Raw genomic sequence first — 24,301 nt, forward strand, 5'->3', positions numbered from 1 at the left:
ATCGGGGGGAACTCAGTAGCATGACGCAGGTGTTCGAGGGAGCGGGCCGGCCGGCCGACGCCTCGTCCGCCGCCGGGGGCACGGAGCGCGCCGACCTCGGTGGCCGGACGGTGCCCTCGCCGACCCCCCACGCACGCCGCTGGCCGGTGCTCGCGCTCGTCCTCGTCGACGTCGCCGTCCTCGTCGCGGCCATCGCCGTCCTCGCCGTCGTCCGCTACGACCTCGACGCCGCCCGGGTCAACCGCGAGGGCCTCGGCCTGGCGATGCTCCTCGCCGCCGCGGTGTACCTCGTCACCTACGGGCTCGTCGTCGCCCGGCGCTGCCACTGGGGCTCGCAGGACGAGGCCGTGGGCCTGGGCCTGGTGACGATGGTGCTCGTCGCGTGCCTGACCACCGCCTCCGTCCTCACCACCCCCGCCGTCCTCCCGGTCAGCGTCGCGCTCACCGCCCCGCCCACCGCGGCCTTCTCGTGGGTGGTCCTGCGCTACCTCGCGCTGCAGGTCCACCGCGCCCGCACCCGGCAGCGCGGCGAACGACGCCGCGCGGTGGTCGTCGGGGCCGGGGCCGGGGGCCGACGGGCCGTCTCGATGCTCCTCGACGACGGCACGAGCACCCTCACCCCCGTCGCGGTCGTCGACGACGACCCTCGCAAGCGGTCGCTGTCCATCCTCGGCGTCCGGGTGCACGGCACGGTCGGCGACCTCGAGGCCGTGTGCCGGCGCGTCGGGGCCGAGGTCGTGCTGCTCGCCGCGCCCACCGCTCCGTCGGCGCTCGTCCAGCGGGTCGTCGAGACGACGACGGAGATCGGCGTCGAGCTGCTCGTCCTGCCGTCGTTCGACGAGATGGTCTCCACCCCGACCTCGGGTGGCGGCTCCCGCGAGGGCATCCCCGCCGGCGGCTCGGTCGAGCTCGCCCGCCCGGCCTTCCGGTCGGTCCTCCTGGACGACCTGCTCGGCCGCGGGGTCATCCAGATCGACCAGGAGGGCATCGCGCAGTACCTCCGGGGCAGGACCGTCCTCGTCACCGGGGCCGGTGGCTCGATCGGCTCCCAGCTCTGCCGCGAGATCAACGCCTTCGGGCCCGCGCGCCTGGTGATGACGGACCGCGACGACAGCCTCCTGCACGGCGTCCAGCTGTCGGTCGACGGCCGTGGCCAGCTCGACTCCGACGACCTCGTCCTCGGTGACCTGCGCGACCCGGCCTTCGTCCGCAGCCTCCTGCGGCGCCACCGCCCCGACGTCGTCTTCCACGCGGCCGCCCTCAAGCACCTGACGCTCGCCGAGCGCTTCCCGGCCGAGGCGTTCCGGACCAACGTCGCCGCCACCTCGGACCTGCTCGCGGCGTGCGTCGACCACGGCGTCGACCGCTTCGTCAACATCTCCACCGACAAGGCCGCCGACCCGCAGAGCGTCCTCGGCTACAGCAAGCGGCTGACCGAGCGGCTCACCGCCACCTACGGGTCGGTGGCGCCGGAGGGCAGCCGGTACATCTCGGTCCGCTTCGGCAACGTCCTCGGGTCGCGCGGGTCGGCCCTGACCGCCTTCGCGGCGCAGCTGGCCGCCGGGCGCCCCCTGACCATCACGACCCCCGACATGACGCGGTACTTCATGACGGTGCACGAGGCGACCCAGCTCGTCCTCCAGGCCGGGGTGCACGGCCGCACCGGCGAGGGCCTGGTCCTCGACATGGGCGACCCGCACCTCATCGAGTCCGTGGCGCGACGCTTCGCCGAGCTCCAGGGCTACCCCGACCCCGCCATCGTCTACACCGGTGCCCGGCCCGGCGAGAAGACGGCCGAGCGGGTGCTCGCCGCCGACGAGCCGGACGTCCGTCCGCACCACCCCCTCGTCACGCACGTGCCGATGCCGGCCCTGCCGGCCGACGCGCTGAGCGAGATCGACCGGATCCGCGCCGAGCTCGACGGCGGCCACGGTGACGTGCTCGTCCCCGAGCTGCTGCGGACGCTGACCACCGCCGCGGCGCCCCGCGGCGTGCCCAGCGGGCGGCGATGACCCCATCCCCCACGGCCCTCGCGCTCGTCGCGGCGGCCGCCCTGGCCGTCTGCGCGCTCGCGCTCCGGGTGGCTCTGCCCGCGCTGCGGCGGCGGGGTGTGCTCGACGTGCCGGGCTCGCGCTCGCTCCACGAGCGGCCGACGGTGCGCGGTGGCGGCGTGGGCCTGCTCGTCGCCGTGCCGGTCGTCGTCCTGCTGACCCGGGTCGTCGCCCCGGACGTCCTCGACGCGGCGGGGCGGTGGCCGGTCGTCCTCCTCGCCGGGCCGTTCGTGCTCGGGCTGCTCGGGCTGCTCGACGACCTGCGCTCGGTGTCGGTCACGGTGCGGATGGCGGCGCAGGTGGCCATCGGGCTCGTCGTCGGCGTCGCGCTCGTCCAGGCGACCGGCTCCGCCTGGGCGTGGGTGCCGGTGGTCACCGTGCTCGTCGTCGCCCTCGTCAACGCGACGAACTTCATGGACGGGGCCAACGGCCTCGTGGCCGGCCACGCGGTGGTGACGGGTGGCTGGTACGCGGTGCTCGCCGCCCACGCCGCGGTGCCGTCGGCGGCGGTGGCCTCCGCGGCGGTCGCCGGGGCCGCCCTCGGTTTCCTCCCGGTCAACCTCCCCGTCGCCAAGGCCTTCCTCGGCGACGTCGGCTCCTACCTCCTCGGTGCCTCCTGGGCGGTCCTCGCGGCGTGGCTCGCGGCGAGCGGCGCCTCCCTCGTCGCGGTCCTCGCGCCCCTCCTCGTCCTGCTCACCGACACCGGCGCCACCATGCTGCGCCGCGCGCTGGCGGGCGACCGCATCACGACCGCGCACCGCCTGCACGTCTACCAGCGCCTCGTGCGCGGCGGGTGGTCGCACGCACGGGTGACGGCCACGGTCGTGGCGGCGACCGCCACCCTGTGCGCGCTCTCCCTCCCGAGCGTGCTGCACGCCCCGGCCACGGTGCGCCTGCCGGCCATCGCGGTCGGCGTCCTGCTCTGCCTCGCCTATCTCGGCACGACCGCCGTCGTCGGCGGCGGAGCCCGGTGGCGCGCCTCGCGGGAGGCCCCGTGAGGATCCTCCTGCTCTCGCAGTACTACGCCCCCGAGGTGGGGGCCCCGCAGCACCGGTGGTCCGGGCTCGCGCGGTGCCTCACGGCCGCCGGCCACGAGCTGCACGTCGTCGCCCCCGCGCCCCACTACCCGCACGGCCACCTGCTGCCGGAGCACCGGGCCTTCGCGCCGGGCCGCACGCACGCGGGCGAGCACGGCGAGGTCGTGCACCGGGTCCGGTTCCGACCCTACGACGAGCGGGTGCGGCCGCGGATGGCCGACGAGGCGGTCGTCGCGTCCGCCGCGGTGGCGACCGTGCGGCGGGGCCTCGGCGGCTGGCGCCCGGAGGTCGTCGTCGCCACCGTCCCGTCCCTCCCGATGCTGTGGGCCGGGGGCCGCGCGGCCCGCCACCTCGGCGTGCCCTTCGTCGCCGAGGTCCGTGACGCGTGGCCGGACCTGCTCGTCGTCGCCGACGACTGGGACCACGCCGACGCCCACGGCCGCCCCTCCCTGCCCGCCCGCGCGGCCCGCCGGGGGATGAGCGCCCTCGGTGCGGCGACGACCCGGCTCCAGCGCCGCGCCGACGCCGTCGTCGTGACGACCGACGCCTTCGCGCAGGTCCTGCGCTCGCGCGGCGTCGAGCCGGTGCACGTCGTCCGCAATGCGGCGCACGAGCTGCCGGGGTGGCCGGACCGGCCCGCCGGGGCCGAGCACCACGACGACGTCCTGCGCGTCCTCTACGGCGGGACCGTCGGTCGCGCCCAGGGCCTCGCCACCGCCGTCCGGGCCGCCGCGCTGGCCCAGGCGCGCGGAGTCCGCCTCGAGCTGCGGGTCGTCGGTGCCGGCGCCGACCGCCGGGGGCTGGAGGCGCTGACCCGCGAGCTCGGAGCCCCGGTGGTCTGGTGCGACCCCGTCCCGCGCTCGCGGATGACCGAGCACTACGCGTGGTGCGACACCGTCCTCGTCAGCCTGCGCGGCTGGGCGGCGCTCGAGATGGCGGTGCCCTCGAAGCTCTACGAGGTCATGGGACTCGGCGTCCACGCGACCGCCGTCGTGGCGGGGGAGGCCCGCGAGATCGTCGAGGGCCGCCACGCCGGCGCGGTGAGCACCCCGGGCGACGTCGAGCAGCTGGCTGACACGTGGGAGCGCCTGGCGGCCGACCGCACGCTGCTCGAGGTCCCGGCCCTCGGGCGCGCGTGGGTGGCCGAGAACGCCCGCCCCGACGCCCTCGCCGAGGCCTACGTGGGCGTCCTGGACTCGGTGGTGGCCCGTCGTGGCGCCTGACCCCCGGCCGGCCCGGGCCACGCCGCGCCGGCTCGCCTCGCACCTGCTGATGCTCGGGCGGACGGCGGCGCAGCTCGTCGACGAGGACCCGGTCCGCTCCTCGCTGCTCGCCGTCCGCCGCCTGCCGCCGCGCGTCCGGGGACCGGTCGGCGGCCTGCTCGAGCGGGCGGGGCGTGCCACGGGGAGACCGGCGGCGCACGCGCTCGGCCTCGTCCTCGACCGGCGAGGGGCCGCGCTCGCTGCACCTGCTGACCAACTCACTGCCGTGGACGCAGTCGGGCTACGCCCTGCGCTCGCACGCCGTGCTCCGCGCGCAGGCGGAGCTCGGCCTCACCGCGGGCGCGACGACCCGGGTGGGCTACCCCGTGACGGTCGGCCTGCCCTGGGCCGCCGACCGCGACGTCGTCGACGGCGTCGCCTACACGCGGATGCTGCCGCCCCGGCTGGCGCCGACCGCCGAGCAGCGCCTCGAGCAGGGCGCGCGGCTCCTGGCCGACCACGCGCGCCGTGAGCGCGCGACCGTGCTGCACACGACGACGCACTTCCCGAACGCGCTCGTCACCGAGGCCGCGGCGCGGGCCACTGGCCTGCCGTGGGTCTACGAGATGCGGGGGCAGCTGGAGCGCACCTGGGTCGCCGGGCGCCCGGACGGCCTGCGCGAGCACGCCGCCGCCAGCGAGCGGTACCGCCTCTGGCGCGACCGCGAGCTCGAGATGGCCTGCGCGGCCGACCACGTCGTCGTCCTGTCGGAGGTGCTGCGCGACGAGGTGGTCGCGCGCGGCCTGCCGCCCGAGCGGGTCACCGTCGTCCCCAACGCGGTCGACGCCACCCTGCTCGACGACGCGGCCGGACCCACCGAGCCGGCCGCCGCCCGCCGCGACCTCGGCCTGCCCGACGACGGCTTCTGGGTCGGGACGGTCTCCTCGCTCGTCGGCTACGAGGGCCTCGACGTGCTGCTGCACGCCGTCGCGCTGCTGCGGGCCGAGGGTGTCGACGCGCGGTGCGCCGTCGTGGGGGACGGGGTCTCGCGGCCCTCCCTCGTGCGCCTGGTCGACGAGCTGCGGCTCGGGGCCGCCGTCGTCATGCCCGGGCGGGTCCCCCCGGCGCAGGCCGTGCGCTGGCACCGGGCGCTCGACGTGTTCGTCGTGCCCCGCCGCGACGTCGAGGTCGCCCGCACCGTGACCCCGCTCAAGCCCGTCGAGGCGATGGCGCTGGGCCGCCCGGTGGTCGCCAGCGACCTGCCCGCGCTCGCCGAGGTGGTCGGCGCCCCCGGGGCCGGGCTGCTCGTGCGGCCGGAGGACCCCCGGGCGCTCGCCGATACACTGCGGGACCTGCAGGCCGACCCCGCGCTCCGGCGCCGGCTGGCCGACCGCGGGCGGGACTTCGCCGCCACCCGGACGTGGCGGACGATGGCCCTGCGGTACCGGACCGTCTACGAGAACCTGGGGAGCGAGCGGTGAGACGACACCGTGGGACGACCCTCTCCACGCCGCCGGACGAGCCCGGCGCGGTCGTCGTCGAGCGCGTCGACGTCTCGCGCCTGCAACCGGTGGGACGGCGCCCTCCGCTGGGGAGCTACGTCGCCCAGCTGTGGCAGCGCCGCTACTTCATCTGGGCCGACTCGCGGGCGCGCGCCCTGTCCGAGAACCGCAACACCATCCTCGGGCGGTTCTGGCTCGTCGGGAAGCCCTTGCTCGACGGCCTGACCTTCTTCGTCATCTTCGGGCTGCTGCTCAAGGTCTCGCGCGGGATCGACAACTACATCGGCTTCCTGCTCATCGGCGTCTTCATGTTCTCGTGGAGCTCGTCGTCCCTGAGCGGGGGCGCCGCCGTCATGTCCTCGGGCCGCAACCTCATCCGGGCCTTCGCCTTCCCCCGCGCGGCCATCCCGCTGGCCTACGCCACCCGCGAGACGTTCTCGATGGTCCCGCGGCTGCTCACGATGTTCGCGCTCATCATGCTCATCCCGCCGCACACGCTGCCGACCCGCACCTGGCTGCTGTTCCCGGTCGTGCTGCTGCTCCAGCTCATGCTCAACACCGGGCTGGTGCTCTACGCGGCGCGGTTCACCTTCGCCGTGCCGGACCTGCGCCTCGTCCTCGGCTTCTTCACGCGGCTGTGGATGTACGGCTCGGGGGTCATGTACTCGATCGAGCGGTTCGTCAGCCACCCGACGCTCATGACGATCTTCGAGCTCAACCCGGCGTACTGCGTCCTGGAGATCAGCCGTGACCTCCTGCTCTACGACACGATGCCGGAGGCGAGCCTCTGGCTGACCCTCGTCGCCTGGGCGGTCGCCACCCCCGTCCTGGGCTTCCTGTACTTCTGGCAGGGCGAGGAGGAGTACGGCCGTGAGTGACCGACCTCCCGCCCCGACCGCGCCCGAGGCCCCGATCGGGCACCCCACGGTCTCCGTGCGCCGGCTCTCCGTCCACTACAAGGTGGCCAGCGCCGAGGCGGAGACCTCCCGGCCGGGGCGGCTGCGCCGGGTCGCCCGGAAGGTGGGCCTGAGCCGCAGCGTCACGGTGCGTGCCGTCGACGACGTGTCGTTCGTGGCCCGTGCGGGTGAGGCGGTCGGGGTCGTGGGGCACAACGGCTCCGGCAAGAGCACGTTGCTGCGCGTCATCGCCGGGCTGGAGACCCCGACGTCCGGCGAGGTGCTGGCCAGCTCACCGCCGACGCTGCTCGGGGTCAACGCCGCGCTCCTGCCCGAGCTCTCGGGGCTGCAGAACGTCCGCATCGGGCTGCTCGCCATCGGGATGACGCCTGCGGGAGTGCGCGAGGCGACGCCGGACGTGCTCGAGCTGGCCGGGCTGGGGAGTGCCATCCACCGCCCGATGAAGACCTACTCGTCGGGGATGGGCTCCCGGCTGCGCTTCGCCATCGCGGCGGCGGCCCGGCCCGAGATCCTCCTCATCGACGAGGCGCTCGCCACGGGTGACGTCGCGTCGAAGGAGCGCAGCGAGGCCCGGATGACGGAGATCCGCCGGCACGCGGGTACCGTCTTCCTCGTCTCGCACGCGGCCCAGACCATCGAGGAGATGTGTACCCGGGCGCTGTGGATCCACGAGGGCGAGCTCGTCCTCGACGGACCCGCGGTCGAGACGGCCCGCGCCTACCGCTGGTGGGCGTGGAACATCGCCAAGGGGGAGCACGAGGTGGCGGCGTCGGTCCTGGAGAAGTCGAGGGCCCACTTCCGCGCCACCATCGTCCACCACGAGGACCTCGAGACCGGCCGGCACATCGCCCGGCACTCACCGACCTGAGGAGCATCCGCTCGTGCACCGCGTCATGACCGTCTACGGCACCCGGCCCGAGGCCATCAAGGTGGCCCCCGTCATCCGGGCCGTCGAGGCCCACCCCGAGCTGGAGTCGGTGACCGTGGTCACCGGTCAGCACCGCGAGATGCTCGACCAGGTCAACGAGATCTTCGGCATCGAGCCCGACCACGACCTCGACGTCTTCGCCCACGGGCAGACCCTCAACGGCCTCATGGCCAAGGTGTTCGCCGGCCTCGACGACGTGCTCGTCTCGGAGGCGCCGGACGCGGTGCTCGTCCAGGGCGACACGACGACGGTCGCCGCCGCCTCGATCGCCGCCTTCTACCGGCGCATCCCGGTCGTCCACCTCGAGGCCGGCCTGCGCAGCGGGGACATCGACTCGCCCTTCCCCGAGGAGGCGAACCGGCGGATCACCACGCAGACGACGGCCCTGCACCTGGCCCCGACCCCGACCTCGCGCGACAACCTCCTGCGCGAGGCGACCGACCCCGCCACCATCGCCGTCACCGGCAACACGGTCATCGACGCCCTGCTCCACACGGTGGCCCAGGACGTGCCCTTCTCGGACGAGCGGCTCGCGCTGCTCGAGAAGGAGGAGCGGCCGGTCGTGCTCGTCACCACCCACCGTCGCGAGAACTGGGGCGGCGCGATGGAGGGCGTGGGTCGCGCCCTCGGGCGCCTCGCCGACGCCTACCCGGGGCACACCATCGTCCTGCCCGCCCACCGCAACCCCGTGGTCCGCGAGGCCGTCCTGCCGCACGTCGCGGGTCGCGACAACGTGCTCGTCACCGAGCCGCTGGCCTACGGCGAGTTCACGCGCCTCATGGCCGCCTCGACCGTCGTGCTCACCGACTCCGGTGGCGTGCAGGAGGAGGCGCCCTCGCTCGGCAAGCCGGTCCTCGTCATGCGCGAGAACACCGAGCGACCCGAGGCCGTCGACGCCGGGACCGTCCGTCTCATCGGCACCGACGAGGAGCGCATCGTCGCCGAGGTCTCGCGCCTCGTCGACGACCCTGCCGCGTACGCCGAGATGGCCAACGCGGTCAACCCCTACGGTGACGGCCGCGCCGCCGAGCGCTCCGTGGCGGCGATCGCCGCGCTGTTCGGCACCGGGGAGCGGCTCGCGGACTTCGGCAGCTGATGCCGATGGCCCCCGCCCCCCTGCGCACGTTCATCTACGGCAGCTGCGTCTCGCGGGACACCTTCGAGTTCCTGCGGCCGGGCGGGTACGCCCTGCTCGACTACGTCGCCCGCACCAGCCTCGTGAGCGCCTTCGCGCCCTCCGGGCTGGCGGACGTGGGGACGGTCGAGACGACCTCCTCCTTCCAGCGGCGGATGCTCGAGAGCGACTGGCGCGGCGGCCTCGTGCCGCTCCTGGAGTCCCGGGCCGACCAGGTCGACGTCCTGCTCTGGGACCTGTGCGACGAGCGGCTCGGCCTGCGCGACCTCGGGGAGGGGCGCTACCTCACGCGGTCGGTCGACCTCATCTCGACGGGGGTCGACGGGCGTCTGAAGGACCGCAGCGTCGTCCTCGAGCTCGGTGACCCCGCCCACCGTGCGGTGTGGGACGACGCGCTGGGGCGCTGGCGCGAGCTCCTGGGCGGGCTGGGTCTGCTCGACCGGGTCGTGCTGCTCGCCCCGCCCTGGGCCGTCGAGGCCGGGGACGGCACCCCGTCCCCGACGAGCTTCGGCCGGACGGCGCAGGAGGCGAACGCCCTCTTCGCCGGGTACGTCGACGCCGCGGCGGAGGTCATCGGGTGCCCGGTGGTCACCGGCGACGAGGGGGCGGTCCGCAGCGACCCCGGTCACCAGTGGGGTTTCGCCCCGTTCCACTACGCGGCCGAGACCTACGTCGGGCTCGCCGGGGCGATCGACGACGCCGCGTCGGGCCTGCCGCGTGCCGGTGCACCGGCCCTCTAGGGTGGACGCCGTCAGTGAGCAGGGGCGAGCGGGCGCCGCGCAGGCGCGCCACGGTGGCGGGACGACCCCGCCCGAGCAACCATCGAGGACCATGACGCCACAGACGGAGTCGCCGACCGCCGAGCCCCTGCCGGACCGGCGGGCGGACGTCCTGCTCGTCGCGAACGCCTACCCGAGCGACCAGGCGCTGTACCGCAACGCCTTCATCCACCGTCGCGTCCTCGCCTACCTCGACGCGGGCATCGACGTCGAGGTGTTCTACCTGCACCCGCCGGTGGCCCAGCCCTACGACTACGTCTTCGACGGGGTGCGGGTCACGGTCGGGGGCGCCGCCGACTACGCCGCACGCATCGCCGGCACCCGCTACCGGCGCATCCTCGTGCACTTCGCGAGCGAGGACATGATCCGCCCGGTCGTCGACCTCGCTCCCGACACCCCGCTCGTCGTGTGGGTGCACGGCTTCGAGGCCGAGGCGTGGCACCGGCGGTGGTTCAACTTCCTCGACAGCTCCGGCCAGATCCGCGAGGCGCTGGCCAAGCGCGAGACCTACCACGCCGACCAGCTGGAGCTGATGGGCTGGCTGCTCTCCACCGACGAGATCGACGTCCAGGTCGTGCACGTGTCGGAGTGGTTCCGGCGTCACGTCGTGGAGCCGGACGTGGGTCGGGCGACGCGGCGGCCCCACGTCATCCCCAACGTCGTCGACGGGCACCTCTTCCCGTACCGGCCCAAGACCGACGAGGACCGCACCCGGGTCCTCAGCATCCGGCCGTACGCGTCGCACAAGTACGCCAACGACCAGACCGTCGCGGCGATCGTCGCGCTGTCGGAGCGTCCCTACTTCGACCGCCTCTCCTTCACCGTCCGCGGCGAGGGCCCGCTCTTCGCCGAGACCGTCGCCCCCCTCCATGCCTTCGAGAACGTCGACGTCGAGGAGGGCTTCCTCCGCCAGGAGGAGATCGCCGAGCTGCACGCGACGCACGGTGTCTTCCTCGCGCCCACCCGCTTCGACTCGCAGGGAGTGTCGATGGGCGAGGCGATGTCGAGCGGGCTCGTCCCGGTGACCTCCGACATCGCGGCCATCCCGGAGTTCGTCGGGCACCGGGAGAGCGGCCTGCTCGCGCCACCGGAGCGACCCTCGGCGCTCGCCGACCACGTGGAGTCGCTGTACTACAACCCCGAGCTCTTCCACCGCCTCTCCGCCGGCGCCGCCCGGCGCGTGCGGGCGCAGTGCGGACCGGAGGCGACCGTGGGGCGCGAGATCGAGCTCATCGGGACGGGGGAGTGATGGCGGACGAGACCGTCGACTGGCGGGCGGCCTACCGCTACCTCGAGCACGAGCTCGAGTCGGTCCTGGCGCGGGTCGCCGACCGCATGGAGCACCTCGAGCGGGGCGCCGGCCGCTCCGGGGAGGTCCGCGTGCGCGCGGTCACGCTGCACCAGCGGGAGTCGGGTGAGCTCGAGAGCGTCGTGGTCGCCGACGGCGAGGACCTGACGTACTCCTTCGTCGTCTACCGCGACGGCGTCCGCGTCCGCGAGCAGGGCACGGGCGCCTCCAACACCCTCGTGTGGCCACCCGCGAAGCGCGGGGCGTACCGGGTCGAGGGCTCGGCGACCAGCGGCACCGGGCGCACCTCGGCCGAGGGCACCTCCGCCACCCTCACCGTCACGGAGGTCCCGCAGTGAGCGCAGCCCGGACGCAGCCCTTCCGGGTCCTGCTCTCCGCCTACGTCGACCTCAACGTCATCGACGGCTCGGCGTTCTTCGTGGCCGGCGTCGCCTCGCTCCTGACGAGCGCGCCCGGCATGGAGGTGCACGTCGTGGCGGCGACCCCGATCCGCCGACCGGTCGTCGTGCAGGAGATGCTCGTCAACGACCGGGTGACGCTGACCGACCCGTTCCGGGACCGGACGCTGACGGCGGTGATCCCCGAGCTCGACGGCGCGACGCGGATGGACGAGCCGATGCTCGCCCGCGTGCTCGCGCACTACGACGCGGCCGGTCACCACGACGTGGTCGTCGTGCGCAGCACCGAGGTGGCGCACGCGCTCTCGCAACTGCGCCCGGACCTCGGCCCCCGGCTGTGCGTGTACGTCACCGGCGTCGTCGCCGACGACCAGGACGTCGACCCCGGGGTGCTGCACCGGCTCCAGGCGCTCGCCGACCGTGGGGCGACCCTGCTCTGCCAGACCCCGGAGATGCGCGAGCACCTCCTCGGGCTGCTCCGCCCCGCGGAGCGCGAGCACCACGTCGCCGTCCTCACCCCGGCCGTCCCGTCGGCCGCCGCCGTCGCCCCCGTCCGGCAGGGCGGCCCGCTGGTCCTCGCGTACACGGGCAAGTTCGCCCCCGCCTGGCACACGGTCGAGATGCTCTCCGCGGTCAAGGAGGCCGCCGCCGCCGGAGCCGACCTGCGCCTGCTCGTCGCGGGGGACCACTTCAAGCGACCCGCCGACTGGCCGACCTTCCCCTCCGAGGTCCGGCACCTCCTCGGCTCGCACCCGGCGATCACCTGGACGGGAGCGATCACGCGGGAGGACGCCCGGGCCCTGGTGTCCGGGGCCGACGTCGGCGTCGGCTGGCGACACGCCTCGCTCGACTCCAGCCTCGAGCTGTCGACGAAGCTGCTCGAGCACGGCGTGCTCGGCCGGCCGTGCATCATCAACCCGACCCCGATGCACCAGCGTCTCTTCGGCGTCGACTACCCGCTCTTCGCCTCGTCGATGACGGAGTTCGTCGACCTGCTGCTGCGCCTGGACCGCGACCGCGGGCTCGTCGAGCACGCCGCGGCGATCGCCCACGACGTGGCCGTGGAGTACACGTACGAGAAGGTCTTCGGCTCCGTCTTCCCCACGCTCCTCGAGGCGTCGGGGACGACGGCCGGGGTGGCGGGCGGGTTCTCGGCCGACATCGCCGCCCTGACCTCCGGCCCCGAGCGCGTCCTGCACCACGACGGCCGGTGGGTGGCGTGGCTCACCGACCCGCGCGACGCGGTGCGGGTCCTCGCGACGGTCGGTCCCGACACGTCGGTCCACGACGTCGAGCGGCGGGGGCCGTTCATCCGGTGGTCCACCGAGCCGCTCGAGGCCGCCGGCTCCGCCGCCGAAGTCGAGGGCGAGACCCTCGTCGGGCTGCTGGGCGAGACCTTCGGTGGGCGCGGTCCCGCGGCCGTGGAGGTGGGTCCGGCCGGGGCCACGGCGGTGGCGCACGACGTCGGGGGGCGCGTGCGGCTGGCGTCGCCCGGCCCCGACGCCGTCGGTGGACCGGCCGGCGACGCCGAGCAGGCCCTGGTCCGCGCGCGGCGGGCCGAGGCCGAGGTGGAGCGGCTGCGCCACCGGCTCGACGCCCTCGCGGGCAGCCCGCTGGGCCGCCTCCAGCGCCGGTACTGGCGCCTGCGTCGGCGGTCCCGGGGTCGAGCCCGTCCCTGACGCGGCCCTGGACCCTGTGGGCGGGAGCGGGTCGGCCGAACGTCCAGCGCCGCGACGGTGCCGACCGCCCGCTCGGCGCGCCGCCGTAGCCTGAGGACGACCCTTTGGTAACGGCTGGCAGGGGCCGTCCGTCCCACGGAGGACCACGTGACCCTTCCTGCCCACCGGCGCCTCCTGGCGCTGGTGCTCGCGTGCCTGCTCACCGGTGCCTGGGCCGCGGCCTGGCCGGCCTCGGCCGAGGCGTCGGCCCCGGCGGTCTCGGGCGGCGAGGCCGACCGCGGCATCCAGGTCCCCGGCAAGCTGACGGGCCTGCGCTCCGAGGGCTCCGCGCAGGGTGCGTTGGCCGACGGCCGCTACCTCACGTACTTCGTCAACAACGGTGGCGCCGGGCTGAGCGCCCGCTTCTTCGCGATGGACCTCCAGGGCTCGCTCGTCGCCGAGGTCGCCGTCCCGCAGGGCACGACCATCAACAGCGTCGCGTACTCGCCGGTGAGCCGCACCGTCTTCTTCGCGGCGAACAGCCCGACGTACACCTACCTCTACGAGTGGGACGGCGCCGCGCTCACGAAGCGCACGAGCATCGCCGGCCAGACGGTCCTCCACACCGTGGCCGCGCCGGACGGCGGCGTCTACCTCGGGACCTTCGCGCCGTCCAACGGCCGCCTCTACCGCTGGGTGGGGGGTCGGCTCACCGACCTCGGCCAGCCGATGGCCGGTGAGTCCTACGTGCGCTCCCTGGCGGTCGACACGACGGCCGTGTGGGTCTCCAACTACCGCGACAGCGCGGCGAAGCTCGTCCGGGTCGACCGTGCGACGGGTGCCAGGACGGCGATGGCCACGCCGTCCTCCTTCTCGTCGCAGTGGGCCGCCTTCGACATGAGCCGCGCGGGCGACTACCTCTTCCTGCGGACGGTCAACGACCCCCGCCTGTTCGCGTTCAACACCGTCACGCGCACCTTCGCCACCTTCGACGACCAGGTGGCCCGCGTCCGCACCGTCCCCGAGACCCCCAACCCGAAGCCCTACATCGACGGCGTCTCGCCGTACACCGTGTCACCCCTCGTCGACGGGCGGTACGTCTTCTTCCAGCGTTCGGGCGCCGGGGTCATGCGCATCGACCTGCGCAGCGGGCTCAAGGCCATCCGGATGGACAAGTGGTCGGCGAGCGACAACACGACGCAGTGGCCGTCGGCCTCGATCCCCGGACCGGTCTCGTGGGCCTGGATGACCGGCGTCCCCGGGCGGACCGGCAGCGCCCTCGTGGCGACGACGATCGACGGCCGCGTCGTCGTCAACGGGCCGGGCCAGACCGCCCCGTCCACCCTCGTCCTGCCTGCGCGGTCCGCCCCGTCGGTCATCAACCGGCTCGGCACCGACGCCGCCGGCAACGTCCTGTCCGGAGGCTTCGACCTGCCGACCGGCATCGGCCGGTTCGACGTGACGTCCGGGGCGACGAGCCTGCTGACGGGCCCCCAGATCGAGGGCTTCGGTCGGTTCGACGGCTCGACCGTGATGGGCGGGTACACCGGCAACGCCTCGAGCTCCGCGCCGCTGTACCTGTGGTCCGGCACCGGGCAGCCCCAGCTGAAGACCTACCTCAACAACAGCCAGGAACGCCCGGTCGCCATCACCCAGGTCGGCTCGAAGGTCGCGATCGGCAGCATCCCGATCAAGAACACGCTCGGCGGGGCCCTCAGCCTGTGGGACCCGAAGGCCAACACCCTGACGGTCAAGCGGAACCTGGTCGCCAACCACAGCATCGTCTCGCTCGTCGGGCGGGGTGGCCTCGTCGTGGGCGGTACCTCGAACGCCGGCGGCACCGGCTCGACGCCCACCGCCACGAGCGGGCGCCTCTTCACGTACAACACCGCCACCGGCGCGCTGAAGTCGATCGCGCCGCCTCGGGCGACGACGGCGACGTACTCGTGGGTCGCCGCCATCACCCCGGACCCGGTCGCCGCCGACCGCTACTGGGCCATCTCGACCGGCTACCTCGTGCAGTTCCGCGTGGCCTCCGACGGGAGCATCACGGTCACCCGCAACCTGGGTGGCTTCCCGGGGACGTCCTCCCCGACGGGCAAGGAGCTCGGCATCGAGTTCGTCGACGGGGTCATGTTCGCCACGGTCGGTGGTGGACTGTCGGCGATCAACCCCGCGACCGGCGAGCAGACGGTGGTCGCCCCGAAGAACGCCGACGGTCCCGTCACGGGCCTGGTCAAGGCGGGCACCAACCGACTCTTCTACGCCCGAGGGGCACGGCTCTTCGAGTACCGGGTGAGCACCGTGTCGGCGCTGGCCCAGATGGAGGCGCCCGTCGTCACCGCACCCGACGTCGCCACGTCCGTCGCGCCCGGCGCCGTCACGTTCGAGGGCACGGCGACGAGGAACGCGACCATCACCGTGACGGACGGCACCCGGACCCGCTCGACGAGCGTCCAGGACGACGGGACGTGGTCCGTGGCGCCGATGGACTTCGCCAGCGGGCGGTACCAGGTCACCGTCACCGCGACGATGGCGGACGTCCCGTCCCGGAGCTCGACGGTGCCCGTCGTCGTCGCCACCCCGACCGCGGAGGCCTGCGACTGGCCGGCCCCCACGGTCACCAACCTCGTGGCCGACGGCTACAACGCCCCCAACGCCGACTACGCCTTCGAGGGGCAAGGCACCCCGGGGACCGTCGTCACGATGGTCAGCGGTACCCGGACCCGCAGCGCCACCGTCAAGGACGACGGAACCTGGGCGATGGCCCCGGTCTTCTTCGGCTGGTGGGCCGGTTCCGTCCCCTTCACCGCCTCGTTCCCCGGGTGCCGCGACGTCACGCGCACCGTCGACGCCTGGTTCGCGACCCCGCCGGCCGCGCACGTGCGCCCGCTGCTCGTCAGCCACACCGCGACCGACTGGTACGACGGTGGGTCGACGGTGTTCAAGGGCAAGGGGACCCCGGGAGCCCTCGTGACCCTGATCGTCGGCAACCAGACGCGGCTCGCCGCCGTGAGCACGACCGGACGCTGGACCATGCGCGCCGTCACGATCGGCAGCGCGCCGGTCGCCATGACCCTGCACTCCACCGTCCCCGGCTTCGAGGATCAGGAGGCCGCGGTCGAGGTCCACTTCGGCTCCGCGCCTGCGTCCCTCACCGCCCCGGTCGTGACCTCCCCCGCCTCCGGGTCCTCCGTCGCGGCAGGTGCCCTCGTCGTCAGCGGCAAGGGCACCCCGCGTGCCCGGGTCGCGCTCACGGTGGCCGGCCGGTCGGTCAGCACGTTCGTGCGCGACACCGGCCGCTGGGACCTGCCGCCCGTGTCGCTGACCGTCGGCCGATGGGACCTGCGGGTCGTGGCCTCGTCGCCGGGGCTGCCCGACGCGGTGAGCACGACGTCCGTCTCGGTCTCCGGCTGACCCGCCCGACCCCGGCGTCGGACCCCTCCTCGGGCGTCCGGCCGACCGATCCTCGCCTCCGCCCGTGGGGGACGCCGAGCGGGCGACGCGCCGCAACTATGCTGCCCGTGCAGCGGTCGCGGCCGCGAGGAGCCGAGCCACCGGGGACCGCGGGGTGTCCGGTGCCCATGCCGAGTCGTCGCCCGACGGCCCGCAGTCGAGTGAGGAGAGTCGTGACCGAGACCGGCACCGAGGAGTCGGCGACCCCGAACGGCAGCGACGTCCCCCAGGTCGGTCCGTGGCTCTCGGAGGCGGTCGACGGGCTGGTCAGGGCCGGTGCGGCCGTCCCGGCCTTCGAGCTCCTCGAGGAGCTCGGCGCGACGGAGCGGATGCCCGCCGCCGACCTGCGCCGACTCGCGGTGCTCCTGCGGCGCCAGGGCTTCCTCACTCGCGCGGAACGGGTCGCAGGGATCCTCGCGAGGGCCATCGAGGGCAGCGACGACCTGGGTGCTTCCCTCGCCGCCGAGCTGAGCGTCCTCGACGGCGTCGTCCGCCTCGACGTGCCCGCCCCCGAGTCTCCGTACGTCCCGCGCGCGGGTCAGGTGCTCAACGTCGTCGGCACGTCGCTGCCGCACGTCGACTCGACGTTCACCCGACGCACCCACGCGGTCGCGCAGAGCCTGTCCGGCTTGGGCCTCGACGTGGCGGTCGTCACCCAGATGGGTGCCTACGAACCGGACGGCTACTCCGTGGAGTCGTTCGACGGCGTCGGCTACCACCGCATCCCGGGGACGCAGCGCAAGGACCTCGCACTCGACGAGTGGCTCCTCGCCTTCAGCCAGCGACTGGCCGCCGTCGTCCGGAAGGTCCGGCCCGCGGTCGTCGTCGCGTCCTCGGACTTCGTGAACGGCATGGCCGCGCACGCCGTCTGTCGGGCGTACGGCATCCCGATGGTCTACGACGTCCGTGGGCTCTGGGAGGACTCCTGGCTCGCCCGCCAGCGAGCCGAGTACGACTGGAGCGAGGACCAGGTGCCCGGTCGGTGGGGCCTCCCGGAGGCCTGGTCACGTCGTCGTGAGCGGGAGCTGCAGCTCGTGGCGAAGGCGGATGCCGTCGTGGCGAGCAGCGACGAGGTCGCCGCCAAGCTGCTCGACCTGGGCGCGGAGTCGGCAGGGCTCACGGTCATCGCCGACCCGGAGGGTGACTCCCAGCGGTGGCTCGAGGTGTTCGAGTCCCTCGGCGCCCTCGAACCGGGCGCCGCGGCCGTGGCCGTCGCCACGCGTCGAGGCTTCGACGAGGCGGAGGTGGCCCGGGTGCTGGGCGAGGCGCCGAGGTTGCCACTCGACCGCATCGCCGGGTTCGGCGGCTTCGGGACGACGCGGAGCATCCGCGAGGAGGGGTGGCGGCACAGCAGTCTCGAGCCACTCGTCATCACCACCCCCTTCGACTGGGTCGGGTCCTGTCTCGACAACCGGTCGCAGGGATTCCACCTGCACGCCTGGGACTTCATGGTCCCGTTCCTGAAGAGCTGGGACCGGAACAGGGACCGCGAGTCCCTCGACTGGTGCCTCGAGCGGGCAGCCGACTGGGCGACGACCTTCACCGAGGGTGACGCCCGCGGCACGATGGCCTGGTACGACATGGCCATCGGTCTGCGTGCGCCTCGGCTGGCGTACCTGCTCCAGGAAGCGGTCCACGAGGGCGCCGCCGTCGAGGTCGTGCGCGCACTGTGGCTGGCGGTGGGGCGCCACCAGCAGGAGATCTTCGCGGGCCGCGCCTTCAACGCCGGGACCAACCACGGCTTCTACACCGCCGTCGGGGAGCTGAGCTTCGCCCGCCGACTGGCCTCGGTTCCCGCCATGGATGCCGTGCGGCGGCAGGGCGAGGAGAGGCTCGCCGTGGTCGTGGCCACACAGTTCGCCGAGGACGGCGGTCACCGCGAGCACTCGCCGGACTACCACCGGATGCTCCTGTCCTCCTTCCGTGACGCGATGGAGGACGGTCTGCTGACCGACCCCGACCTGTCCGCGCGCCTGTCCCGGGCCGAGGAGGTGATGGGCTGGTTCATCCAGCCGGACCGACGGATCGTCCAGATCGGTGACTCACCGGCCCGGCTGATCTCTCCGGAGGACAAGGCGGCCCAGTCCGAGCACACGCAGTTCCTGGCCAGCGGTGGGCGTGCGGGGACACCCAACGACACCGACCTGCTCGTCCTCCCCGAGGCCGGATACGGGATCGTCAGATCGCCCCAGCCGCGCAGCCGCGACGACCACTCGAGCGCCGGCTACCTCACGTTGGCAGCCACGTTCCACTCCCGCGCGCACAAGCACTGTGACGACCTGTCGCTCACCTGGTTCGACGGCGGTCAGGAGCTGCTCGTCGACTCCGGGCGGTACGGCTACCTCGACCCGCTGCCTCCGGACTCCCCCCAGCGCAGGCAGGGCTTCTTCTACGCCCGCCCGGAGCGGCAGTACGTGGAGAGCACCCGGGCGCACAACACGGTCCAGATGGACGACACCGACCACGAGCGGCGTGACCGCACGCCGTACGGATCGGGGATCTCCGCCGGCGAGGAGCGGGAGGGCGTCTTCCGCCTGCGCGGTGAGGTCCGGCACACGCGGTGGAGGCACGAGCGCTCCGTCACCTTCAAGCCGGGGTCGTGGCTCCTGGTGGAGGACGTCGTCTCAGCCGCGGAGGACCACGACTTCACCACGTGGTGGAACCTGTCCGAAGCCCTCGGCGACCCGGCGGTGGACGGTTCCACCCTCTCGTTCGGCCTCTCCGGACAGGAACGCCGCCTGTACGTCGAGTCGCTCTCGCAGGACGTCCTCGTCCCCGTGGTCAAGGGGCAGGAGGAGCCGCTGAGGGGCTGGCGAGCTGCCGTGGACTACGAGTTCACGCCCATCTGGTCCTTCGGGTACCGGACGGCACAGGTTCGCGAGCACACGTTCGTCACGCTCCTGAGTCTCGGCTCTCCCCTCGGCGGCCGCCCGACGTCACCCTTCGACGCGTGAGGCCGTCCGTGACGATCGCCGTGGTGCCGTCGGGGGAGACGGCGTGACGTCGACGACGAGCGCCGGCCCCTTCTTCTTCGTCGACCTCGAGGGCGATCGGCTGGTGGTCGTCCCCGCCCTCGCCGGGGCGTCGGGCCCGACGAAGGTCGTGGTGCGCGGACAGGACCCACCGACGGCCGATGCGAGCCATGTCGTCCCCGCCGGTGGACACCTGCGCCTCGACCTGGGGGACGTGTGGCCCCTGCCGTCCTTCTCGGTACGGCTCGAGCAGGAGCGGGACGACGGGACCTGGGTCGAGCTGCGCCCGTACACGTCGCTCCGGGGCGCGGGGGACTTCGACCGCGACGTGATCACGCCGGGGACGTGGGGGGTCCACGAATCCTGCGTGGCCGTGCTGCGTGAACCCGCGACGCGCAAGGTCGTGCTCCGACGCGCGGTGGCCGCCGGTGGCTCGACGCCGTTCACCTATCCCGCGGCGCATGATGCCGAGCTGGTGCTGGAGTTCAACCGACGGACCGACGAAGGGGTCGGCCTCGGTCCGCGGGTCGGGCCGACGCTGCGCTGGTCGCCGGTCGCCCTGCGCGGTGCGCCGACGCGGGACGTGTCGGAGCACGCCGGTGGCCTGCGAGCCGCCCAGAGGGAAGACGTCACGCTCGCCCCGCGGGCGCTCGTCCGAGCCGGCGAGGGTCCACTGCGGACCGAGGGTTTCGTCGGCGCGTGGTCGGGCGACGAGCCGGTGGTCGAGGCGGTCGACTTCGTCCTCGGTCGCCAGGAGATGCTCTTCCAGCCGTCCGTCCCTGAGCCGGAGGTGCGACCGGGAACCGTCGTCTACCTGGGGCGGCCCCACAGCTCGTGGGGGCACTTCCTGACGCAGGGGCTCGCCCGCGTCTGGTACGCGCAGCGCCACCCCGAGCTGCCGGTCGTGTGGGACAGCCCGGGTCGGCTGCGGCCCTACCAGCAGCAGGTCCTCGACCTGGTCGGCGTGCAGAACGACCAGATCCTCCTGACGGAACCGGCGCGGTGGGAGCGAGTGGTGTTCCCCTTTCCCGGAGTGTGCATCGGCGACTACGTGACGCCCGGCTTCGTCGAGAGCATCGGGGTCGTCCCGCCGGCGCCTCCCGTCCCCGGCAAGCGACTGTTCCTCACCCGGACCGGGGTGGCCGGCTTCCCGGAGGGTGCGGAGCGGGAGGCGGATCGGATAATGGAGGAGCACGGCTTCACGGTCTTCCACCCACAGCGCCACCCGATCGAGGAGCAGCTGTCCGAGATCTCGTCGGCCGAGACCGTCGTGGCGTTCGAGGGATCGTCGCTGCACACGCCGTTGCTGCTCAGGGATCCTCTGCACACACGGTTCTGGGCGCTGACCCGCCATCGTCGGGGGGCCGGGCTCTTCGAGCACATCCGGCAGGCGAAGGGGCTGCGCTACGAGACCCTGAACTTCCTGCGCTCACCCATCCGGCGAGCGCGCGAGCCCGTCGACCTGGACCTGGTCGGCCTCGAGCGCGCCCTCACGGACACGGACGGCTTCACGACCAACCTGGAGGCGCTCGAGGCACACCGGGAGCACCCGGCGTTCGAGCCCACGTCGTACGACGCCCACCGCAGGATGACGCAGGTGCGAGCAGGGCGTCCCCAGACCGCACTCACCGAGCTCCGCCTGGCCGTCCTCGCGGGTGACGTCGAGCACGCCCGGCGGCTGGCCAGGTCCTGACCCGCGCCCGGGTCGTGCGCGCTCAGCCGTTGCGGAGGCGCGTGAAGACGTCGGAGAGGACGTCGGCGATCAGGTCGCGCGGAGGCCGCGCGTGGCCCGGGCCCCAGTCCCCCTCGACCAGCCGGAGGCGACGGTCACCGACCGCCTCACGGAACGGGCCGAGGTGGTTCTCGACGTGGTGCTCGTCCGCCCGGTTCTGCAGGTAGACGACGTCGACGTCGGGTCGGTCGTCCCCGTACACCTCGACCATGTCCCTGGTGTGACGGCGAAGGACCTCCGCCATGTCGTCCTCCGACCCGGTCGCTCCCCAGCACTGGGCGGCATAGGGCTGCCACCACCGGGGATAGAAGCGCAGGACACTCGTCTGCGGGTTGGCGACCACGGCGACGCTGCCGGGATGCGTCGGGGCGATGTCGAGGGACGCGTACCCACCACCGGACCCCCCGAAGAAGACGGTGTGGCGGGCGCCGGACAGCTCGACAAGACGACGGATGAACTCGTGGATCCGCTGCTGGCTCACGGACGTCGAGCCCGCGAACCACGCGAGGAGGACTCCCTCGGCGAGGCACGGGTCGGAGACGAGGATCCGGTTGGCCTGCCGGGCGGCGAGGGAGGCGCCGGTGAAGTGGGGGATGGTGAGGCCGTCGCGGGCCACCGCCGCGTGGAACGACACGAACGTGACGTCCGACCCGACGAAGTCCACCATCGCGTCGAGGCGGGGGCCGTCGCCGGCTCGCACCGAGACGACGTGCTCCCCTCGGCGGGCCTCGATGTCGGCGAGGTCACCGTAGACGTGCTCGGGACGACGCCAGCGGGTGAGGTCACGCTGCGGCAGGGTCACCACGGAGCGACGCTCTGCTGCTCGTCGGCGGGTCGCCCCTCCGGGAGCTCGAGGCCGAGGGAGCGGTAGACGTCGAGGTACACCGACGCGTTGTGGTCCCAGGTGCGCTCCCGACGGACCCACTCGGCACCCCGACGCGACATCTCGGCCATGCGGTCCGGGTCGGTCAGCAGTGTCGCGACCGTCAGGGCCAGGTGGCGGACGTCGTCGGCCCGGAAGAGCTCGGCGGCGCCGCTGTCGGTGGCGATCTCCGCGAGTGCCGCGACGTCGGAGAAGAGGCAGGCGCGACCGGTGGACAGCGCCTCGTACGGCTTGAGCGGGGTCACCAGCTCCGTCACGGCCGCCCGCTTGCGCGGCACGACGAACAGGTCGATGGCCGCGTAGTACCCGAGCACGGTGTCGTGGGGCACCCGCCCCGTGAAGGTGATGCTCGAGGTCCCGAGGCTCTGCGCGAGGACCTGCAGGTTGGGCAGCTCCGCCCCGTCACCGACGACGACCAGCCGCACGGGCGTCCCTGCCAGGTCGGCCAGCCGCTGCGCGAGGTCGTCCGCGTAGAGCTCGAGCGACTCGTCGTCGAGCGTGGGGTGGTGGCGGCGCAGGCGCTGCGCCAGCGTCTCCACCGCGACCGGAGCGACGGCGTCCGCCTCGGGCTCCGCGTCCTCGTCCTCGCTGCCGGGCTCGGGCTCGGTCACCCGCAGCGCGTCGAGGGCGACCTCGACGTCGGCCATCGCGCGGACGAGGGTGTCGATGCCCTCGTACTCGACGATGGAGCTGATGTAGCCGACGACCCGGGTCCCGGGCTCGAACCCGAGCTCCTCGCGCAGCGCGAGGTTCGGCTCGACGACGGGGAACTCGTCCGCGTCGACCGCGTTGGGCGCGATGCTCACCGCGGGCACGGGGAGGTCGAGCTCCGCCGCGACGTCGTCGATGTGCGAGCGCATGACGCGGGCCAGCGTGACGACCGCCGAGGACACGCTGCGCATGCGGGCTTCCTGCTCGAGGCGGAGCCGGTAGACGTCGGGCAGGCCGACGCGGGTCGTGAGGTCGTCGAGGTCGTTCCAGCCCTCGGCCGTCGCCGTGCGCGAGAGCCAGCTCTCCTCCCAGAAGCCACGGGTCTCGTTGACCAGGGGGATGCCGTAGTGGCGCGCGACGGGGTGGGCGATGACGGCGTTGATGAAGTCCGAGTGCACGTGCAGGGCCGCGGGCCGGACCATGGCGACCACCTCGGCCAGGGCGACGACGTTGGCCTCGATCCACTCGTGCCACGTCACGGCGCCGCGCAGCGGACCGCGCAGGGAGAAGTAGCGCACGCCCCCGTGGACGTAGGTCTCGGTGCGCTCGCTCGGGCGTCCGGTCGTGCCCGACTGCGTGACGACGACCGGCGTCACGCCGGCGCGCGCCTGGGCCTCGACGGTGTACTGCGTGCGCAGGGTGTACCCGGACTGGCGGTCCGGCATCGCGCTGCCGACCACGTGCATGACGGTGGTCGGGTTCGTCGGGCCCTCGAGCGGCGGCATCGCGACGTCGGGCAGCACCCGTCCGCTGTAGAGGTCGATCTCGGACGCCATGAGCGCCGCGGCGTGGGCGTCCTCGGGCTTGCCGAACCGCTCGGCGATGCTCCGCATCAGCACGACGGCCTGGCTCATGAAGCCCAGCTGGCGCAGGCGCTTCATCAGCCGGCGCGACTCGGTGAGGCTCAGGTTGCTGACGAGGTCGGGGTGGGCGTCGAGGAGACGGATGGTGTCGAGCGGGGCGCTGTGCGCCACCGCCGCCCGCACCTGCTGGGTCGCCTGCCGACGGCTCAGGAGGTCGTGCAGCGGGAGGCCCGTCCGCTCGGCGACGGTCGCCAGCGACTCGGTCAGCTCGTAGACGTCCTCGGTCGTCACCGGGTGGGGGGTGCGACCCGCCACCTCGAGGCCGTCGACGCGCGCCGTCAGCTGGTCGACGCGGGTGTCGGCGACGGGGCGCTGCTCGGCCGCGATGACCCGCTCCGCCAGCTCGTCCAGCCGCGCGAGGAGGCCGTCGACCCGGGGGTCGGCGGGAGCGCGCTGCGCGTGAGCGGCGAGGCGGGCGTCCAGCTCGGCGAGACGGCCCTCGAGCAGGGCCAGGGCCTCGGCCGACGCGGTCGTCGCGGTGACGCCCGCGAGCCGGCGCTCGAGGTTGGCGGAGCGGGTGGCCTGGGCGTTGGCCCTGCGCCGGAAGTCCTGCACGAGGACGGCCGCCGCCAGCGCCGTGGCGACGAGGGCCACGAGGCCGACCACGCCGAGCGCGAGGAGGGCGTCGTCGCTCCGCGCGCCGATGACGAGCAGGAGCACCACGAAGGTGGCGTAGCTGACGGCCGTGAGCCCGGTGGCCAGGACGATCGGGATCCGCTGCCGTGACGTCATGCCACGCCTCCTGGAGGGGTCGAGAGCGTGTGGGGA

16 protein-coding genes are annotated in these 24,301 nt (G+C 73.8%); 14 read left to right on the forward strand and 2 right to left on the reverse strand.

Annotation, left to right across the window (positions count from 1 at the left end; all coding sequences use genetic code 11):
* Window positions 1-29 precede the first annotated feature (29 nt).
* The 14 genes from J3473_RS04025 (at window position 30) to J3473_RS04090 (ending at window position 21,037) form a co-directional block, all read left to right on the forward strand.
* Complete coding sequence (locus J3473_RS04025; RefSeq protein ID WP_207022018.1) at window positions 30-2,012, forward strand: polysaccharide biosynthesis protein; 1,983 nt, start codon at window positions 30-32, stop codon at window positions 2,010-2,012.
* Window positions 2,009-3,049, forward strand: a complete 1,041-nt coding sequence (locus J3473_RS04030; RefSeq protein ID WP_207022019.1) for a hypothetical protein — start codon at window positions 2,009-2,011, stop codon at window positions 3,047-3,049. The genes J3473_RS04025 and J3473_RS04030 overlap by 4 nt, the downstream gene beginning before the upstream one ends.
* Window positions 3,046-4,311: a glycosyltransferase family 4 protein gene (locus J3473_RS04035; protein ID WP_207022020.1), complete on the forward strand. Its 1,266-nt coding sequence runs from the start codon at window positions 3,046-3,048 to the stop codon at window positions 4,309-4,311. The genes J3473_RS04030 and J3473_RS04035 overlap by 4 nt, the downstream gene beginning before the upstream one ends.
* Window positions 4,312-4,484: 173 nt before the next feature.
* Window positions 4,485-5,771, forward strand: coding sequence for a glycosyltransferase family 4 protein (locus tag J3473_RS04040; protein WP_207022021.1), 1,287 nt, complete (start codon window positions 4,485-4,487; stop codon window positions 5,769-5,771).
* Window positions 5,768-6,670, forward strand: coding sequence for an ABC transporter permease (locus J3473_RS04045; protein WP_207022022.1), 903 nt, complete (start codon window positions 5,768-5,770; stop codon window positions 6,668-6,670). Before J3473_RS04040 ends, J3473_RS04045 begins: the two co-directional genes overlap by 4 nt.
* Window positions 6,663-7,577, forward strand: coding sequence for an ABC transporter ATP-binding protein (locus tag J3473_RS04050; protein ID WP_207022023.1), 915 nt, complete (start codon window positions 6,663-6,665; stop codon window positions 7,575-7,577). The genes J3473_RS04045 and J3473_RS04050 overlap by 8 nt, the downstream gene beginning before the upstream one ends.
* 13 nt (window positions 7,578-7,590) lie before the next feature.
* Window positions 7,591-8,733, forward strand: a complete 1,143-nt coding sequence (wecB, locus tag J3473_RS04055; protein ID WP_207022024.1) for a non-hydrolyzing UDP-N-acetylglucosamine 2-epimerase — start codon at window positions 7,591-7,593, stop codon at window positions 8,731-8,733.
* A gap of 5 nt (window positions 8,734-8,738) precedes the next feature.
* Entirely contained in the window at window positions 8,739-9,512 is a 774-nt protein-coding gene (locus J3473_RS04060) for a DUF6270 domain-containing protein (RefSeq protein ID WP_207022025.1), read from the forward strand.
* Window positions 9,513-9,603: 91 nt separating this feature from the next.
* Window positions 9,604-10,800 (forward strand): glycosyltransferase family 4 protein, encoded by a 1,197-nt coding sequence (locus J3473_RS04065; RefSeq protein ID WP_207022026.1) that lies wholly within the window; start codon window positions 9,604-9,606, stop codon window positions 10,798-10,800.
* Window positions 10,800-11,198 carry a hypothetical protein gene (locus J3473_RS04070; RefSeq protein ID WP_207022027.1) on the forward strand — a complete coding sequence of 133 codons (399 nt, stop codon included), beginning with the start codon at window positions 10,800-10,802 and terminating at the stop codon, window positions 11,196-11,198. The genes J3473_RS04065 and J3473_RS04070 overlap by 1 nt, the downstream gene beginning before the upstream one ends.
* Entirely contained in the window at window positions 11,195-12,937 is a 1,743-nt protein-coding gene (locus tag J3473_RS04075; RefSeq protein ID WP_207022028.1) for a glycosyltransferase, read from the forward strand. The genes J3473_RS04070 and J3473_RS04075 overlap by 4 nt, the downstream gene beginning before the upstream one ends.
* Window positions 12,938-13,084: 147 nt before the next feature.
* Window positions 13,085-16,333: a hypothetical protein gene (locus J3473_RS04080; RefSeq protein WP_207022029.1), complete on the forward strand. Its 3,249-nt coding sequence runs from the start codon at window positions 13,085-13,087 to the stop codon at window positions 16,331-16,333.
* A gap of 212 nt (window positions 16,334-16,545) precedes the next feature.
* Window positions 16,546-19,326, forward strand: coding sequence for a heparinase II/III family protein (locus J3473_RS04085; protein ID WP_207022030.1), 2,781 nt, complete (start codon window positions 16,546-16,548; stop codon window positions 19,324-19,326).
* A 43-nt stretch (window positions 19,327-19,369) separates the two neighbouring features.
* Window positions 19,370-21,037, forward strand: coding sequence for a DUF563 domain-containing protein (locus J3473_RS04090; protein WP_207022031.1), 1,668 nt, complete (start codon window positions 19,370-19,372; stop codon window positions 21,035-21,037).
* Window positions 21,038-21,059: 22 nt separating this feature from the next.
* Here J3473_RS04090 and J3473_RS04095 read toward each other — a convergent pair whose 3' ends face one another.
* Entirely contained in the window at window positions 21,060-21,881 is an 822-nt protein-coding gene (locus tag J3473_RS04095; protein WP_207022032.1) for a hypothetical protein, read from the reverse strand.
* Window positions 21,875-24,265 (reverse strand): glycosyltransferase family 4 protein, encoded by a 2,391-nt coding sequence (locus tag J3473_RS04100; protein ID WP_207022033.1) that lies wholly within the window; start codon window positions 24,263-24,265, stop codon window positions 21,875-21,877. Before J3473_RS04100 ends, J3473_RS04095 begins: the two co-directional genes overlap by 7 nt.
* Window positions 24,266-24,301: the final 36 nt, after the last annotated feature.

The sequence above is a fragment of the Phycicoccus sp. DTK01 genome (assembly GCF_017312765.1).
In the GTDB taxonomy this organism is placed as follows: Bacteria; Actinomycetota; Actinomycetes; order Actinomycetales; family Dermatophilaceae; genus Phycicoccus; species Phycicoccus jejuensis.